Annotated in this window: 16 protein-coding genes; 11 read left to right on the top strand and 5 right to left on the bottom strand. The window is 66.6% G+C overall.

Translation table 11 applies throughout. The annotated features are described in order from the left end of the window. Positions 1-155 precede the first annotated feature (155 nt). The 8 genes from dapB to KHO18_RS26195 all read left to right on the top strand — a co-directional run bounded on the left by dapB (position 156) and on the right by KHO18_RS26195 (position 9,257). On the top strand, positions 156-953 hold the full coding sequence (gene dapB, locus KHO18_RS26230; protein ID WP_144201416.1) for a 4-hydroxy-tetrahydrodipicolinate reductase: 798 nt from the start codon (positions 156-158) through the stop codon (positions 951-953). Positions 954-1,137: 184 nt separating this feature from the next. After that, entirely contained in the window at positions 1,138-3,759 is a 2,622-nt protein-coding gene (leuS, locus tag KHO18_RS26225; RefSeq protein ID WP_211944162.1) for a leucine--tRNA ligase, read from the top strand. A 29-nt stretch (positions 3,760-3,788) separates the two neighbouring features. After that, entirely contained in the window at positions 3,789-4,295 is a 507-nt protein-coding gene (locus KHO18_RS26220) for an LPS-assembly lipoprotein LptE (RefSeq protein WP_144201421.1), read from the top strand. A 28-nt stretch (positions 4,296-4,323) separates the two neighbouring features. Further along, positions 4,324-5,394 (top strand): DNA polymerase III subunit delta, encoded by a 1,071-nt coding sequence (holA, locus tag KHO18_RS26215; protein ID WP_144201423.1) that lies wholly within the window; start codon positions 4,324-4,326, stop codon positions 5,392-5,394. A gap of 101 nt (positions 5,395-5,495) precedes the next feature. Beyond that, positions 5,496-6,776, top strand: coding sequence for a glutamate-5-semialdehyde dehydrogenase (locus KHO18_RS26210; protein WP_144201425.1), 1,281 nt, complete (start codon positions 5,496-5,498; stop codon positions 6,774-6,776). A gap of 49 nt (positions 6,777-6,825) precedes the next feature. Then, positions 6,826-7,248 (top strand): CopD family protein, encoded by a 423-nt coding sequence (locus KHO18_RS26205; protein ID WP_211944161.1) that lies wholly within the window; start codon positions 6,826-6,828, stop codon positions 7,246-7,248. A 48-nt stretch (positions 7,249-7,296) separates the two neighbouring features. Continuing rightward, positions 7,297-7,902 (top strand): 2-hydroxychromene-2-carboxylate isomerase, encoded by a 606-nt coding sequence (locus KHO18_RS26200; protein WP_144201480.1) that lies wholly within the window; start codon positions 7,297-7,299, stop codon positions 7,900-7,902. Between the two features lie 80 nt (positions 7,903-7,982). Next, entirely contained in the window at positions 7,983-9,257 is a 1,275-nt protein-coding gene (locus tag KHO18_RS26195; protein ID WP_144201429.1) for a THUMP domain-containing class I SAM-dependent RNA methyltransferase, read from the top strand. A gap of 22 nt (positions 9,258-9,279) precedes the next feature. Here KHO18_RS26195 and KHO18_RS26190 read toward each other — a convergent pair whose 3' ends face one another. From KHO18_RS26190 to KHO18_RS26170, 5 genes are all read right to left on the bottom strand, one after another. Then, the gene (locus KHO18_RS26190) at positions 9,280-10,329 is read right to left on the bottom strand and encodes a response regulator (protein WP_144201431.1); all 1,050 of its coding nucleotides are present in this window, start codon (positions 10,327-10,329) and stop codon (positions 9,280-9,282) included. A gap of 262 nt (positions 10,330-10,591) precedes the next feature. After that, the gene (locus tag KHO18_RS26185) at positions 10,592-12,067 is read right to left on the bottom strand and encodes an NAD(P)(+) transhydrogenase (Re/Si-specific) subunit beta (protein WP_144201433.1); all 1,476 of its coding nucleotides are present in this window, start codon (positions 12,065-12,067) and stop codon (positions 10,592-10,594) included. After that, a complete protein-coding gene (locus KHO18_RS26180) occupies positions 12,064-12,387 on the bottom strand; it encodes an NAD(P) transhydrogenase subunit alpha part 2 (protein ID WP_144201482.1) in 324 nt (107 codons plus the stop codon). Before KHO18_RS26180 ends, KHO18_RS26185 begins: the two co-directional genes overlap by 4 nt. Before the next feature lie 123 nt (positions 12,388-12,510). Then, the gene (panD, locus tag KHO18_RS26175) at positions 12,511-12,876 is read right to left on the bottom strand and encodes an aspartate 1-decarboxylase (RefSeq protein WP_144201435.1); all 366 of its coding nucleotides are present in this window, start codon (positions 12,874-12,876) and stop codon (positions 12,511-12,513) included. Between the two features lie 75 nt (positions 12,877-12,951). Then, positions 12,952-14,073: a Re/Si-specific NAD(P)(+) transhydrogenase subunit alpha gene (locus KHO18_RS26170; RefSeq protein ID WP_144201437.1), complete on the bottom strand. Its 1,122-nt coding sequence runs from the start codon at positions 14,071-14,073 to the stop codon at positions 12,952-12,954. A gap of 343 nt (positions 14,074-14,416) precedes the next feature. Between KHO18_RS26170 and KHO18_RS26165 the strand changes: the two genes are divergently transcribed. From KHO18_RS26165 to KHO18_RS26155, 3 genes are all read left to right on the top strand, one after another. Beyond that, positions 14,417-15,175, top strand: a complete 759-nt coding sequence (locus KHO18_RS26165; RefSeq protein WP_144201439.1) for a TorF family putative porin — start codon at positions 14,417-14,419, stop codon at positions 15,173-15,175. A 130-nt stretch (positions 15,176-15,305) separates the two neighbouring features. Then, on the top strand, positions 15,306-15,662 hold the full coding sequence (locus KHO18_RS26160) for a hypothetical protein (protein WP_144201441.1): 357 nt from the start codon (positions 15,306-15,308) through the stop codon (positions 15,660-15,662). Further along, the coding region (locus tag KHO18_RS26155; RefSeq protein WP_211944160.1) for a 4-hydroxy-tetrahydrodipicolinate synthase family protein at positions 15,649-16,422 on the top strand (774 nt) is incomplete at its 3' end. The genes KHO18_RS26160 and KHO18_RS26155, both read left to right, overlap by 14 nt.

Below are 16,422 nucleotides of genomic sequence, written 5' to 3'. Positions count from 1 at the left end.
GGCTCCGGGCACCCCGCCCGCCACGCCCGCGCCCGACACGTCCGCCAAACCGGCAAGCTGACCGGCACGGGGCCCGTTGCGGGCCGCGCCTGGATGCCATGCCGCCTTGCCGCCCCGGCCAGGCGGCGCCTCTTCCCCGACATCGCACAATCACCATGAATATCGCAATCGCAGGCGCTTCCGGCCGCATGGGCCGCATGCTCATCGAACACGTGCTGAATACCGATGGCGTGACGCTGACCGGCGCGCTCGACGTGCCAGGCGCCGCCGCGCTGGGCCAGGACGCCGGGCTGTTCCTGGGCCGCACCACCGGTGTGACGATTTCGTCCGACCTGGACGCCGTGCTCGGCGCCGCCGACTGCCTGATCGACTTCACGCGCCCCGAAGGCACGCTGGCCCACGTGGCGGCGGCGCGACGGCTCGGCAAGAAGATGGTGATCGGCACCACGGGTTTCGACGCCGCCGGCAAGCAGGCGCTGGCCGATGCCGCCAAGTCGATCGCCATCGTCTTCGCCGCCAACATGAGCGTGGGGGTGAACGCCACCTTCAAACTGCTGGAAGTGGCGGCAAAGCTACTTTCGACCGGCTATGACATCGAGATCATCGAAGCCCACCATCGCCACAAGGTGGACGCTCCATCGGGCACGGCGCTGGCCATGGGCGAGGTGGTTGCCGGCGCGCTGGGCCGCAGCCTGGACGATTGCGCCGTCTACGCCCGCGAAGGCCATACCGGCCCGCGCGACGCCAACAGCATCGGCTTTGCCACCGTGCGCGGCGGCGACATCGTCGGCGATCACACCGTGATGTTCGCTGGTATTGGCGAGCGCATCGAGATCAGCCACAAGTCGTCGAGCCGCCAGTCGTACGCCGATGGCGCAGTGCGCGCGGCGCGCTTCCTGGCCGACAAGTCGGCCGGCCTGTTCGACATGCAGGACGTGCTGGGCCTGAAGTAAGCCGGCACGCGCCAGTCATTGCCGAAAATGGCCCGCCGCGTGGCCATTTTCAGATTTTTCGCCGTCCGTGGCGGGTGTCCGCCACGGTTATAATCGGCTCTTTCGCAAATCGGTCCGCCCGGCACCCCAGGTGCGCGCGCGGAACGCCGTCCCCGATCCGACGCCCTGATCCGTCGCACCAAACATGCAAGACAAATATCTTCCTTCCGCCGTTGAACAAGCCGCCCGGCAGCACTGGCAGGCCACCGAAGCCTACAAGGTGACCGAGCACGCTGTGGGCCCCGACGGGAAGGAGAAGTCGAAGTTCTACGCCTGCTCGATGCTGCCGTACCCCTCGGGCAAGCTGCACATGGGTCACGTGCGGAACTACACGATCAACGACGTGATGGCGCGCTACCTGCGCATGAACGGCCACAACGTGCTGATGCCGATGGGCTGGGACGCGTTCGGCATGCCGGCCGAGAACGCCGCACTGAACAACCACGTGGCACCTGCTGCCTGGACCTACGACAACATCGCTTACATGAAGAAGCAGATGCAGTCGATGGGCCTGGCGATCGACTGGTCGCGCGAGGTGGCAACGTGCAGCCCGGATTACTACCGCTGGAACCAGTGGCTGTTCCTGAAGATGCTGGAAAAGGGCATCGCCTACCGCAAGACCGGTACGGTCAACTGGGACCCCGTGGACCAGACCGTGCTGGCCAACGAGCAGGTCATCGACGGGCGCGGCTGGCGCTCGGGCGCGGTGGTGGAAAAGCGCGAAATTCCGATGTATTACCTGCGGATCACCGATTATGCGGACGAGTTGCTCGGTGACCTGGATGCGCTGGGCTGGCCCGAGCGCGTCAAGGTCATGCAGCAGAACTGGATCGGCAAGAGCACCGGCGTACGTTTTGCATTCCCGCACAAGATCGCGGGCGCGGACGGCATGCTCGTCAACGACGGCAAGCTGTACGTGTTCACGACCCGCGCCGACACGATCATGGGCGTGACGTTCTGCGCCGTGGCCGCCGAGCACCCGCTGGCCACGCTGGCGGCGGCGAACAACCCGGCGCTGGCCGCGTTCATCGACGAATGCAAGCACGGTTCGGTCATGGAAGCCGACATGGCGACCATGGAGAAGAAGGGCATGCCGACCGGACTGCAGGTCGAGCACCCGCTGACCGGCGAGCCGGTGGACGTCTGGGTCGGCAACTATGTGCTGATGAGCTACGGCGACGGCGCCGTGATGGGCGTGCCGGCGCACGACGAGCGCGATTTCGCGTTCGCGAACAAGTACCAGCTGCCGATCCGGCAGGTGGTGGATGTAAAGGGCCAGCCGTTCTCCAGCGAAGCGTGGCAGGAATGGTACGGCGACAAGGAAGCCGGCACGCTGGTTCACAGCGGCAAGTACGATGGCCTGGGCTATCAGGCTGCCGTGGACGCCATCGCGGCCGACCTCGCCGCCAAGGGCCTGGGCGAGAAGAAGGTGACCTGGCGCCTGCGCGACTGGGGCATTTCGCGCCAGCGCTACTGGGGCACGCCGATCCCGCTGATCCATTGCGACGCCTGCGGCGTGGTGCCCGTGCCCGAGCAGGACCTGCCCGTGGTGCTGCCGGAAGACCTCGTGCCGGACGGCACCGGCAACCCGCTGAACAAGGATCCGCGCTTCCTGAACTGCACGTGCCCGTCGTGCGGCAAGCCCGCGCGCCGCGAGACCGACACGATGGATACGTTCATCGACTCGTGCTGGTACTACATGCGCTACACGTGCCCGGACGCCCCGACGATGGTCGACGCCCGCAACGACTACTGGATGCCGATGGACCAGTACATCGGCGGCATCGAGCACGCGATCCTGCATTTGCTGTACGCCCGCTTCTGGACCAAGGTCATGCGTGACATGGGTCTGGTCAAGTTCAGCGAGCCGTTCACGAACCTGCTCACGCAGGGCATGGTGCTCAACGAGACCTATTACCGCGAGGACGCCTCGGGCAAGAAGCACTGGTACAACCCGGCCGAGGTGGACGTGCAGACCGACGAGCGCGGCCGCCCGCTGGGCGCCACGCTGAAGGCGGACGGCCAGCCGGTGGTGATCGGCGGCGTGGAGAAGATGTCGAAGTCGAAGAACAACGGCATCGATCCGCAGGCGCTGATCGACCAGTACGGCGCCGATACGGCACGCCTGTTCGTGATGTTCGCCGCGCCGCCCGAGCAGCAGCTCGAGTGGAGCGGTTCGGGCGTGGAGGGCGCGTCGCGCTTCCTACGCCGCGTGTGGAACTTCGCCCATGCCAACGCCCAGGCGATTCGCGACGGTGCCGGCACGGCGTTCACGGCCGATGACGCCGCGCTGCGCCGCGACCTCCACGGCGTGCTGAAGCAAGCGAATTACGATTACCAGCGCATCCAGTACAACACCGTGGTCTCGGCCACGATGAAGATGCTGAACGCGCTGGAAGACGCCAAGGGCGCCTCGCCGGCCGCGCGCCGTGAGGGCTTCGGCATCCTGCTGCGCGTGCTGTACCCGGTGGTACCGCACGTCACGCACGCGCTGTGGCAGGAACTGGGCTACGCCGAGCAGGGCGGTGACCTGCTGGACGCCGCCTGGCCGCAGGTGGACGAGGCTGCGCTGGTGCGTAGCGAGATCGAACTGGTGCTCCAGGTGAACGGCAAGGTCCGTGGCAGCCTGACGGTGCCGGCCGATGCCGACCGCGCCGCCATCGAGGCCACGGCCGCCGCGAGCGAGATCGTGGCGAAGTTCGCCGCCGGCGCCGCGCCGAAGAAGATCGTGGTCGTGCCGGGCCGACTCGTCAACGTGGTGCTCTGAGGCGCCCGGAAACAAGGGAATTGCGAAGCATGGACGGAATCAACACAGGACGTCGCAGGGTGCTGGCCGCGATGGCGGCAGCCGGCTTGCTGGCCGGCTGCGGCTTTCACATGCGCGGCAACGCCGACTTCGCGTTCAAGCGGCTCTATATCGGGCTTCCGGCCAATTCGCTGATGGGGTCGGACCTGCGCCGCAACATCCGCAATGGCTCGGACACGCAGATCGTTGGCGATATGAAGGAAGCCGACGCGATTCTCGATGTGCTGGGTGACACCCGCGCCAAGTCGATCCTGTCGATCACGACCGAGGGCGTGGTGCGTGAATACCGCCTGACGCAGCGGTTCAGCTTCCGCCTGCGCGACCAGGCCGGCAAGGAACTGATTCCGCCGTCGCAACTGGTCCTGACCCGCGACCTGACCTACAACGAAGCCAACACGCTGGCCAAGGACTACGAGGAGCAGCAGCTCTATCGCGACATGCAGCGCGATATCGTCCAGCAGCTGATGCGCCGCCTGGCCTCGGTCAAGGCTATCTGAGGGCGGCTCGACCCCGTCCCGCACCGCGATGCAACTGAAGCTCGACGGACTCGACGCGCACCTGAAGCAGGCCCAGGCCAAGGGCATGGCGCCGCTGTACGTCGTGCATGGCGACGAACACCTGCTGGTGCTCGAGGCAGTGGACCGGCTGCGCCGCACCGCGCGCGAGGCCGGCTTTTCCGAGCGGGACGTGCTTGTGGCCGAGCGCGGCTTCCACTGGAGCCAGCTGGTGGAGGCCCAGCAGTCGATGTCGCTGTTCGGCGACCGGAAAATCGTGGAATTGCGCATCCCGACCGGCAAGCCCGGCAAGGATGGCGGCGAGGCGCTGCGCGCCGTGGCGGCCCAGCCGTCGCCAGATGTGGTGATGCTCGTCACGCTGCCCCGGCTTGATTTCGCGACGTCCAAGTCGGCGTGGTTCCAGGCGCTGGAGTCCGCCGGCGTGTCGATCAAGGTCGATGCGGTGGATCGTACGCGGCTGCCGGCCTGGGTGGGCGAGCGGCTGGGCTTGCAGCAGCAGCGCGTGGAACCGGGCGAGGCCGGGCGCCGCGCGCTCCAGTTCATCGCCGACAAGGTGGAAGGCAACCTGCTCGCTGCGCACCAGGAAATCCAGAAGCTCGGCCTGCTGTACCCGCCCGGCGTGCTTACCTTCGACCAGGTGCACGATGCGGTGCTCAACGTGGCCCGCTACGACGTCTTCAAGCTGTCCGAGGCGATGCTCGGCGGCGATGTGCCCCGCCTCGCGCGCATGCTCGAAGGGCTGCGCGGCGAGGGCGAGGCCACGGTGCTGGTGCTCTGGGCGCTGACCGAGGAAATTCGCGTATTATCCAAAGTCCGGCAAGGGCTGGCGGCCGGCAAGCCTGCGGGCGTGCTGATGCGCGAATTGCGCGTCTGGGGCCCGCGCGAGCGGTTGGTGCCGCAGGCCGCGCAGCGGTTGTCGCTGCCACAGCTGGAAGCCGCGCTGGCCATGGCCGCCCGGCTGGACCGGCAGGTCAAGGGCCTGTCCGACCTGCCAGGCGCAGGCGGCCCGGGCGGCAGCCTCCCGGCCGAGCCATGGGATGGCCTGCTGCAACTGGCGCTGATGATCGCGCGCCCGGCCTGAGTTTCCGATCGACCGGTCGCCTGACATACCGCACCGACACCGGCCCCCGGGGCCCCCGAGACACTACTACGCAGTCGAGCCAGGAGCGCCTGGACACCATCATGACCGAGTTCGATCTCAACGCTTACATGGACCGCGTTGGCCAGCAGGCCCGCGCGGCGTCACGCGCGATGGCGCGGGCCTCCACGGCTGACAAGAACCGCGCGCTGCTGACCATCGCCGCCGCCATCCGCCGGGATGCCGACAAGCTCAAGGCTGTGAACGCGCGCGATGTGGAGCGTGCCCGCGCCAACGGCCAGGACGCCGCGTTCGTGGACCGCCTGACGCTGTCCGACAAGGCCATCGTCACGATGGCGGCAGGGCTGGAGCAGATTGCCGCGCTGGCAGACCCGATCGGCGAGATCACCAATATGAAGTTCCGCCCGACCGGCATTCAGGTCGGTCAGATGCGCGTGCCGCTGGGCGTGATCGGCATCATCTACGAGTCGCGCCCGAACGTGACCATCGACGCCGCGGCGCTGTGCCTGAAGTCCGGCAACGCCACGATCCTGCGCGGGGGCTCCGAGGCCATCGAGTCGAACACGGCACTGGCCGCGCTGGTGGCGGAAGGGCTGTCGTCGGCCGGACTGCCGGCGGAGGCCGTGCAGGTCATCGAGACCACCGACCGCGCCGCCGTGGGCCGGCTGATCACGATGACGGAATATGTCGACGTGATCGTGCCGCGCGGTGGCAAGAGCCTGATCGCGCGCCTGATGGAAGAGGCCCGCGTGCCGATGATCAAGCACCTGGACGGTATCTGCCACGTCTACATCGACACCGATGCGGACCTGGACAAGGCAATCCGCGTGGCCGACAACGCCAAGACCCAGCGCTACGCGCCGTGCAACACGATGGAAACGCTGCTGGTGTCGCGCGACATCGCCGCCGCCGTGCTGCCGCCGCTGGCCCGCATCTACCAGGAAAAGGGCGTAGAACTGCGCGTCTGCGCGGCCACGCGCGCCACCCTGGAAGCGGCAGGCTTCGGCAAGCTGGTCGATGCCACCGAGGAGGACTGGCGCCTCGAATACCTGGCGCCGGTGCTCGCCATCCGCACCGTGGACGGGCTCGACGCGGCCATCGACCATATCAATACCTATGGTTCGGCCCACACCGATTCGATCATCACCGAGAACTACACCGCCGGCATGCGTTTCCTGCGCGAGGTGGATTCGGCCAGCGTAATGATCAACGCCTCGACGCGCTTCGCCGATGGCTTCGAGTATGGCCTTGGCGCGGAGATCGGCATTTCCAACGACAAGCTCCACGCGCGCGGCCCGGTCGGGCTGGAGGGGCTGACCTCGTTGAAATACGTCGTGTTCGGGCACGGGGAAATCCGCACCTGAGGGTTCCCGTCCACGCTTCGTCAACACTCAAAAACAACGTCCTCCGCCAATGCTCTGGATCAAGTCGCTCCATATCGTCTTCGTCGTGTCGTGGTTCGCGGGGCTGTTCTACCTGCCGCGCATCTTCGTCAATCTGGCGATGGAGACCGATCCGGCTGGCGTGCAGCGGCTGCTGCTGATGGCGCGCAAGCTGTTCCGGTTCATGACCATGCTGGCCGTGCCGGCGGTGGTGTTCGGGCTGTGGCTGTACCTTGGCTATGGCATCGGGCGCGGCACGGGGCAGGGCTGGATGCACGCCAAGCTGGCGCTGGTGGTGGTGCTGATCGGCTACCACCACGGCTGCGGCGTGTTGTTGCGCAAGTTCGAGCGGGGCGCCAATGCGCGCTCGCACACGTTCTATCGATGGTTCAACGAACTGCCGGTGCTGGTGCTGCTGGCCATCGTGATCCTCGTGGTCGTGAAGCCGTTTTAAGCGTTATACGATTCAGCGTTCTCCCCCCAAGCCTTACATGAGGTCATGATGAGCAAGCAGGTCGAGTACTTCCTGGCGCCGCAGTCCCCGTTTACTTATCTCGGACACGCCCGCTTCGTCGACATCGCCAACCGCCATAACGCCCAGGTGCTGCTGAAGCCGATGGACCTCGGCAAGGTGTTTGCGGTATCGGGCGGCGTGCCGCTGGCGCAGCGGCCGCCGCAGCGCCAGGCATACCGGTTGGTGGAACTCGAGCGCTGGAGCAAGTTCCTTGGCCTGCCGATGCACCTGCATCCGACGTTCTTCCCGGTGTCTGGCGATGCCGCCGCCCGGTTGATCATCGCCGCGCAACTGGCGCACGGCACGGCGCGCGCGCTGGAGCTGACCGGCGCCATCTGCCGCGGTGTGTGGGCCGACCAGCGCAATATCGCCGATGCGGCCACGCTGGCGCTGATCGCCGACGAAGCCGGCCTGGACGGCGCCAATCTGCTCAAGGCCAGCGAGGGCCAGGCGGTGCAGGCCGCCTACGCGCAGAATACGCAGGACGCGCTCTCGGCCAACGTGTACGGCGCGCCATGGTTCGTGCTGGACGGCCAGCCGTACTGGGGCCAGGACCGCCTCGAGTTCCTGGACCGCGCGCTGGCGGCCGACTAGCGGTCCGCCGCGCGGTCCGCTACGCTAGTCTCATTCCCGTCCGCCACGGCGGACGTTTTCGTTTGCAGGATGTTCTTCCCATGACCCAAGCCTTCTTTGCTCCCTGCCCGCGTGGCCTGGAATCTGCCCTTGCCGAGGAACTGCGGGAAATCGCCCAGTACCCGGCCGTGGTGGCCGCCGCGCCGTTCCAGGTGCATCGCGAGGTGCCGGGCGGCGTGCCGTTCTCGGGCGAGATGGCGGCCGCCTATGCCGTCAACCTGCACTCGCGCATCGCCAGCCGCGTGCTGCTGCGCGTGGCGCAGCGCGGTTACCGCCATGAGGACGACGTCTACGCGCTGGCCCGCCAGCAGCGCTGGGACCAGTGGTTCTCGCCCGACGAGTCGCTGCGGGTGGACATCACCGCGCACAAGTCGCCGCTGCACAGCCTGAACTTCACGGCGCTGCGCGTAAAAGACGGTGTTTGCGATGCCATGCGCGAGGCGCTCGGCGCCCGGCCCAGCGTCGACACAGTCAGCCCGGATGTGCGGATTTATGCGCATTTAACCGAGTTCGATTGCACGCTGTACCTCGACACCACCGGCGAACCGCTGTTCAAGCGCGGCTGGCGTATGGAAAAGGGCGAGGCGCCGCTCAAGGAAAACCTCGCCGCCGGCATCCTGCGGCTGGCGGGATGGGTACAGGGCCAGACGGACCGGCCGTTCTTCGATCCGATGTGCGGCAGCGGCACATTCCTGGTGGAGGCGGCGCAGGTGGCGCTGGGCCTCCCGCCGGGCGGGGCGCGGACGTTTGCGTTCGAATGGCTCAAGGGCATGGACAACAAGGCCTGGCAGGCCCTGCGCGCCGATGCGCAGCGCGCCAAAGAGGCGGCGGCCAAGGGCGTGGCGGCGCTGGAGATCGCCGGATCGGACATTTCCACGGACATGCTGGCCATGGCGGACGCCAACTGGCAGCGCGCCGGGCTGCCGGGCGAGGTGCGCCTGAAGCAGGTGGATGCGCGCTTCGTGCAGCCGCCGTTCGCCACGCCGGGCGTGATGTTGATGAATCCGCCCTATGGCGAGCGGATCGCCGTGCGCGGCGAGCAGCGCCGGGGCGCACTGCCCGAGGCCCCGCGCGACGAGGCCGAGGAGGCCGCCGCGAACCAGTTCGCCAGCGCCTTCGCCACCACCTTGAAGCAGCACTTCGCGGGCTGGCAGGCGTGGGTGTTCACGGGCGACCTGAGCATCCCGAAGCGCCTGCGGCTCAAGGAATCGCGCCGCACGCCGCTCTACAACGGCAATATCGAATGCCGGCTGTTCCGCTTCGACATGGTGCGCGGCGGCAACCGCAAGGAAGGCGGGGAAGCGCCGAAGGAATAAGCGGGATGCGGCTCGGGCAGGCTTATGCCTGCTTGTCCCGCCCCGTCAGCGCTTCGGGGTTGCGGGCGAAATCGCTCAGGAAGCCCTGCAGGCTCACCACCGGCTCCTGGAGCAGGTGGCGCGGCAGGTCGAACAGCGCGTAGAAATACTCCTCGCGCCCTTCGCACCGCTCGGCGGGCAGGCAGTATTGCTCCCAATCGGCACAGGCCGGCGTGTACATGCCGTTGCCGGGCCAGAAGAATGGCACGATGCGGCCTTCGCGCAGCCCTTCGATCAGCGTGGCCGGCGCCTCGTAGGCTTCGGCCGACTCCACCTGGCTCATCAGCCCGGCGCGCGTCTCGATCACCATCAGCGTGGCATGTCCCTGCGCCGTCAGCAGCAGGATGCCCACCGGATTCGGATACAGGTAGTACTCGACGAAGCCATAGCGCGCGGCGGTCTGGCGCACGCGGTCGGCCATCACCGGATCGGACAGGAACGCGTACGAGTGCCGCGTGAGCAGGTCGCGCAGCGTGCGCGAGATCGAGGCGAAATATTGCTGCTGGAGGGCGTCGATTTCCTGGTCGAGCCGCGCCACCATGTTCGGATCGTGCTTCTTTACGTAGCGGTCGATCAGCCCATGGTTGAAGCCCTGCACCGCGATGCTCTCGTCGGCGGTGCCAGTCAGCAGGATGGTCTTGCACGGCAGGTCCTGCAGCGCCTGGCAGAACTCGAGGCCATCCATCTGCGGCATCGAGTAGTCCACCACGATCACCCCGGGCTGCATGAAACGATGGATGTCGTGGATCTGGCGATGAATGCGGTCCACGTCGAGCTGCACGGTGCGCCGCTCGCTCAGGAAGGTCAGGTCGTCATGGGTCACGCGCACGGGCAGGAAGGCCGGATGCCGGGTGGCATAGGCTTCGCGGATCCATGTCAGGGCCTCGCGCGGGTCGGTGAAGCTCACCACGGCGCGCGACGCGTCCATCTGGAATGCCAGGCTGTCGATAAACGATTTGCTGTCGTCCACCAGCACCGTCAGGACGGGGTGATGGAAGACCGACAGGTTCCTGTCATGCGGGCTGAATGTCATGGTGCGATCTGGGCTGCGGCCGGCAGCGAATGAAGAGCGAGGGTTGGGGGCCGTGGCAAGCCAGTATAGCGCGCGGATGGGCCCACGCAATGTTGCCGCACCAAAGGAGGCCAAAAGCAAACGGCCGGCGTTGGTTGCCGGCCGCATGTCTTCGATTTCGTTGATTTCAGGTCTTCACGCCGCTTTAATCACCAGAGGTTCCGGCCTGATTGTCAGTCGGATTCCGATTCCCATTCAGATTGGCGTTCCGCGGCGCCCGGCGTCATTCCACAGCCTTGAACATGTCCTCGACCACCTTCTTGGCATCGCCAAACACCATCATGGTCTTGTCCATATAGAACAGTTCGTTGTCCAGGCCCGCGTAGCCGGCGGCCATCGAGCGCTTGTTCACGATGATGGTCTTGGCCTTGTACGCCTCCAGGATCGGCATGCCGGCGATGGGCGACTTCGGATCGGTCTTGGCGGCCGGGTTGACCACGTCGTTGGCGCCCAGCACCAGCACCACGTCGGCCTGCCCGAACTCGCTGTTGATGTCCTCCATCTCGAAGACCTGGTCGTACGGCACCTCGGCCTCGGCCAGCAGCACGTTCATATGGCCCGGCATGCGGCCCGCCACGGGGTGGATCGCATACTTTACGATCACGCCCTTGTCGTGCAGCTTTTCGGTCAATTCTTTAAGTGCATGCTGAGCACGGGCCACCGCCAGGCCGTAGCCGGGCACGATGATCACGGTTTCGGCGTTGCCCATCAGGAACGCGGCGTCGTCCGCCGAGCCGGACTTCACGTTGCGCTGGGCCTGCGCGCCGGCCGCGCCGGCTGCCGCCGCGTCGCCACCGAAGCCGCCCAGGATCACGTTGAAGAACGAGCGGTTCATCGCCTTGCACATGATGTACGAGAGGATGGCACCGGACGAGCCGACCAGCGAGCCGGCAATGATCAGCATCGGGTTGTTCAGCGAGAAGCCGATGCCCGCCGCCGCCCAGCCCGAGTACGAGTTCAGCATCGACACCACCACCGGCATGTCCGCGCCGCCGATCGGGATGATGATCAGCACGCCCAGCACGAAGGCCAGCGCCAGCATGATCAGGAACGGCAGCCACGCCTGCGACAGGAAGAAGATGATGCCGAAGCCGAACATCGCCACGGCCAGCAGCAGGTTCAGCCAGTGCTGGCCCGGGAACACCACCGGGGCGCCCTGGAACAGCCGGAACTTGTAGCGCCCCGCCAGCTTGCCGAAGGCGATCACCGAGCCCGAGAACGTGATGGCGCCCACGAAGCAGCCGATGAACAGTTCGATCCGGTTGCCGGTGGGAATCAGGTGCGAGCCGGCCGGCGCGATGCCGAACGCAGCCGGCTCCGCCACCGCGGCCACGGCGATGAACACCGCCGCGAGACCGATCAGCGAGTGCATCGCCGCCACCAGTTCCGGCATCTTGGTCATCTCGACCTTGCGCGCCACGTAGGCGCCGATGCCGCCGCCCACGACCAGCGCACCGAAGATCAGTGCCAGGCCCGTGCCGACCGACGACTGGGCCGTACCCGCCGCCAGGAACTCCTCCTTGAGCTTGACGATCAGCGCCAGCGTGGTCACCACGGCAATGGCCATGCCGATCATGCCGAAGGTGTTGCCCTTGCGCGCCGAAGCGGGGTGCGACAGGCCCTTGAGTGCCTGGATGAAGCAGACCGACGCCACGAGGTACAGCAGCGTGACGAGGTTCATGCTGACGAGTCCGGTCATTGTGCCCCCTCCTTGCCAGCCAGCTTCTTCGGTTCCTTCTTCTTGAACATCTCCAGCATGCGCTGGGTCACGAGGAAGCCGCCGAACACGTTGACCGCCGCCAGCGCCACCGCCAGCGTGCCCATGATGCGGCCCACGCCGCCTTCCGTGAGGCCGGCCGCCAGCATGGCGCCGACGATGATGATGGCCGAGATTGCATTGGTCACGGCCATCAGCGGGGTGTGCAGGGCCGGCGTCACTGTCCAGACCACGTGGTATCCCACGTAGATTGCCAGCACAAAGATGATCAGGTTGATCACCGTGTGGTTCACCATCTCCATCGACTTCTCCTCGTTGCTTTCGAATTCTTCGTGCTTCGCATCGATGTGGGACTGCAGGGCCGGCACCGCCGCCGCGCCGGGCGGCTCGCCCCGGACGCGGCTATCGGAAAACATCCAGAAAGATCAGTCGATCTTCTTGATTTCCTTGATGCGGTTCTTCTCGTCCACGAGGATGACCTTCGGCTTGTAGGTCTTCACTTCCTCGTCGCTCATCGGTGCGTAGGTGCAGATGATCAGTTGGTCGCCCAGGTGCGCGCGGCGCGCGGCGGCGCCGTTCAGCGAGATCTCGCCGCTGCCGCGTGCACCCTTGATGATGTACGTGGAGAAGCGCTCGCCGTTCTGTACGTTGTACAGCTCGATCTTTTCGAACTCCTTCATGTCGGCAGCTTCGAGAAGATTCTCGTCGATGCCGCACGATCCCTCGTAGTGGAGGTCCGCCTGCGTCACGGTGACACGGTGGAGCTTGGCGCGGAGCATGTTGCGTTGCATGGGTGATACGTCCTTGGTTGAGGCTGGGTGGGCCGCCCGCCGGTGTGTCCTGGCGTGGCGGCACCGGTTGGGAATCTAGGCGGCCTGCCTGACGAGCTGGCCGTCCTTGCACATCAGGCAGGCGGCGACGATGTCGTCTTCGAGGTTGAGCGTGTAGCGCGCGTCCTTGTCGACGATCAGCTTGAGGAAGTCGAGCACATTGCGCGCGTAGAGCGCGGAGGCGTCCGCGGCAACCATGCCGGCCAGGTTGGTGTAGCCGATCAGGACCACGCCGTGGCGTTCCACGACCTCGTCGGCCACGGTAAGCGGGCAGTTGCCGCCCTGGGCGGCGGCCAGGTCGACCACCACCGAGCCGGGCTTCATCTGCTTGACGGTGTCTTCCTGCAGCAGCACGGGGGCCTTGCGGCCCGGAATCAGCGCAGTGGTGATGACGATGTCGGCCTGCGTGGCGCGCTGGTGCACCAGTTCGGCCTGACGGCGCATCCAGTCTGCCGGCATGGGACGGGCGTAGCCGCCCACGCCCTGGGCGATCTCGCGCTCCTCGTCGGTCTCGAACGGCACGTCGAGGAATTTGGCGCCAAGTGACTCGATCTGCTCTTTAACGGCGGGGCGCACATCCGAGGCCTCGATCACGGCGCCCAGCCGCTTGGCGGTGGCAATCGCCTGGAGACCGGCCACGCCAGCGCCGAGGATCAGCACGCGCGCGGCCTTCACCGTGCCGGCGGCCGTCATCAGCATCGGCATAAAGCGCTGGTAGTGGTGCGCGGCCACCAGCACGGCCTTGTAGCCGGCGATGTTGGCCTGCGAAGACAGCACGTCCATGCTCTGCGCGCGCGTGGTGCGCGGTGCGGCTTCGAGCGCGAACGCGGTGATGGCCGCACTGGCCATGCGCGCGTTGTTCTCGATATCGAAGGGATTGAGCATGCCTACCAGCACGGCGCCCGGCTTGATCTGGGCGCGCTCGGCGTCGTCCGGTGCACGCACCTTCAGCACCAGCTCGGCGCCGAAGGCATCGGCAGCTGTGCCGATGCGCGCGCCAGCGGCTTCGAACGCCGCGTCGGGAATGCTGGCGCGTACGCCTGCGCCAGCCTGCACCGTGACCTGATGCCCTTGGGCAACGTACTTCTTGACGGTCTCCGGGGTGGCGGCGACGCGTGCCTCGCCTGCCCGCGTTTCCTGCGGGATGCCGATATGCATCGTCAATTTCTCCTTTAGCTGGCGTCGTATCTGATTGGGCGGGCAGACGTCCTGGCCCGTTGGTCCACCGCGGCGCGGCGCACCAATTTTTGCGCAGCTTACCCGAAACTTACGTTCGGTGGTGACCGCATGGTCGGCGATTTGTGCGGTCGCCACGACTCATTTTTGCGGCGCATGAAACGACTCGTTTTATGCAGGCTGGATTCCCTCTTGATTCGAACATGTTGCTGCGGGGTCGAATCTTGATGCCGATTTGATGCGCCGCTCCGTATCGTGACGGGTACGCCGCTTTCCCCCTTTTTGGGAAGGGCGCCTCCAAACACCCGTTACGCATCCAGCATCCATGATCGCTACCCGCCTTACCGCTCTCGTCCTCCTTGCCGCCCCGTGCGCCACCGCGCTCGCCCAGGAGGCGGACGCCTCGCCGCACACCTTCACCGCCAATGTCACGCTGGCCAGCGAATACCGCTACCGGGGCCTGATGCAGACCAACCGTCGCCCGGCCATCCAGGGCGGATTCGACTACACCCACGCGAGCGGCCTCTACCTCGGCAACTGGAACTCGAACATCAGCTGGCTTTCGGACAGCAACGCGGAAGTCTCCGCCCCGGTGGAGATGGATTTCTACGGCGGCTTCCGCAACACGTTCAAGCTGGCCGACGCCGAATTCAACTATGACCTCGGCGTGCTCGAGTACTACTACCCTGGCGATTATCCGAGTGGCTTCACGCGTCCCTACACCACGGAGGTCTACGCCGGCATCGGCTACGGTCCCGTGTTCCTCAAATACTCGCACGCGCTGACCAACCTGTTCGGGTTTGCCGACAGCAAGAACAGCTACTACATCGACCTCACGGCCAACGTGCCGCTCAACGTATGGGACCTGACGGTCAACGCGCACGTGGGCTACCAGGGCGTGAAGAACCTCAGCGATGCCTCGTATACCGACTGGAAAATCGGCGTGACCAAGGACTTTGGCAAGGGCCTGAGCGTGGCCGTGGCCTACCTCGACACCAACGCCAAGCGTGGCATTTATACGAATTCGCACGGCCGCTACATGGGCAAGGCGACGGCGCTCGCGTCCATCACGAAGACGTTCTGACCGGCTCGACGACGCGGCGTTGATGCGTTGTTGATACCGGGCGCCGCGATTGCTGCATCAATTTGAGACGCCGCTCCCTAGCATGGAGCCATGTTCCACAGACGATCCGCCCCGCGCGGATTCAAGCGTAATGCGACAGTCGCGACAGTCCTCGAGCCTCGCCGTTGCCTTTGCCACCGTCCCGCGGCGCCGCGCCGGGCGTGACGCCCTGCCAGCCTCCGCCGCCAGCGATGGCCACTGGATTCGCCTGCGCCTGGCGGTGGCCTCGGCGCAGGTCTTCATGCTGCGCCAGACGCTGCACCGGGCCATCGGCAAGCTCGCCCGTGTGTATGTGGTGGAGGTGGACCATCGGCACGGGGAAACCACGCTCCATGTGGAAGTGGAACGCGCCGGCCGCGATGCCGCCATGCACGCCATCATGAGCGCGCTGCCGGCGGCCGAGTTCGGCGTCACGACGATGCTGGGGAGCGATCATGCCGCACACTGACCCGGTCATTGGCGATGGCCTGTGGCTGCCGCTGGTCACGCCGTTGCGCCACGGCGCGCCCGACCTGCGCGCCGCCCAGCAGCTGGCCGCGCACTATGCCGGCGCCGGCGTGGACGGCCTGATCGTGCTCGGCACCACGGGCGAGGGCGGCCTGCTGACCGAAGCGGAACGGCTGATGGTCACCGCGGCCGTGCTCGAGGTGGCGCAGGGCAGCATGCCTGTGATGGCAGGCGTGGGCGGCGTGGATACGCGCTCGGTCTGCGAGCAGGTGCGCACGCTCGATCGTTTCGACCTGGCCGGCTACCTGGTTCCTCCGCCGTACTACCTGCGCGTGTCGGACGAGGGCATCGCCTGGCACGTGCGCCGCGTGGCCAGCCAGACGGCGCGCCCGCTGATGCTCTACAACGTGCCGAAGCGCACCGGCTCCACAATCTCGCCCGCGCTGGCGCTGCGGCTGGCCGACCATCCGCAGGTCGTGGCGATCAAGGAATGCGACCGCGCCGGGCTGCGCGCGCTGGTCGGGCAGGATGCCCTGCGCGTGTTCTGCGGCGAGGATGCCGCCATGCTCGACCACCTGCTGGCCGGCGGTGCGGGCGTGGTGCCGGCCGCCGCCCATATCCGCCCGGACCTGTTCGTCCGGCTGCTGCAACTGGCCCGCACCGGCCGCGACGAAGCGGCGCGCGCGCTGTTCCGCCAGCTCTCGCCGCTGATCGACCTGATGTTCGCCGAGCCGAACCCCTCGCCGGTCAAGGCCGCGCTG

Origin of the sequence: Cupriavidus campinensis (assembly GCF_905397395.1) — a bacterium.
Classification (GTDB): Bacteria; Pseudomonadota; Gammaproteobacteria; order Burkholderiales; family Burkholderiaceae; genus Cupriavidus; species Cupriavidus campinensis.
This window is presented reverse-complemented; position numbering and strand designations above follow the sequence as displayed.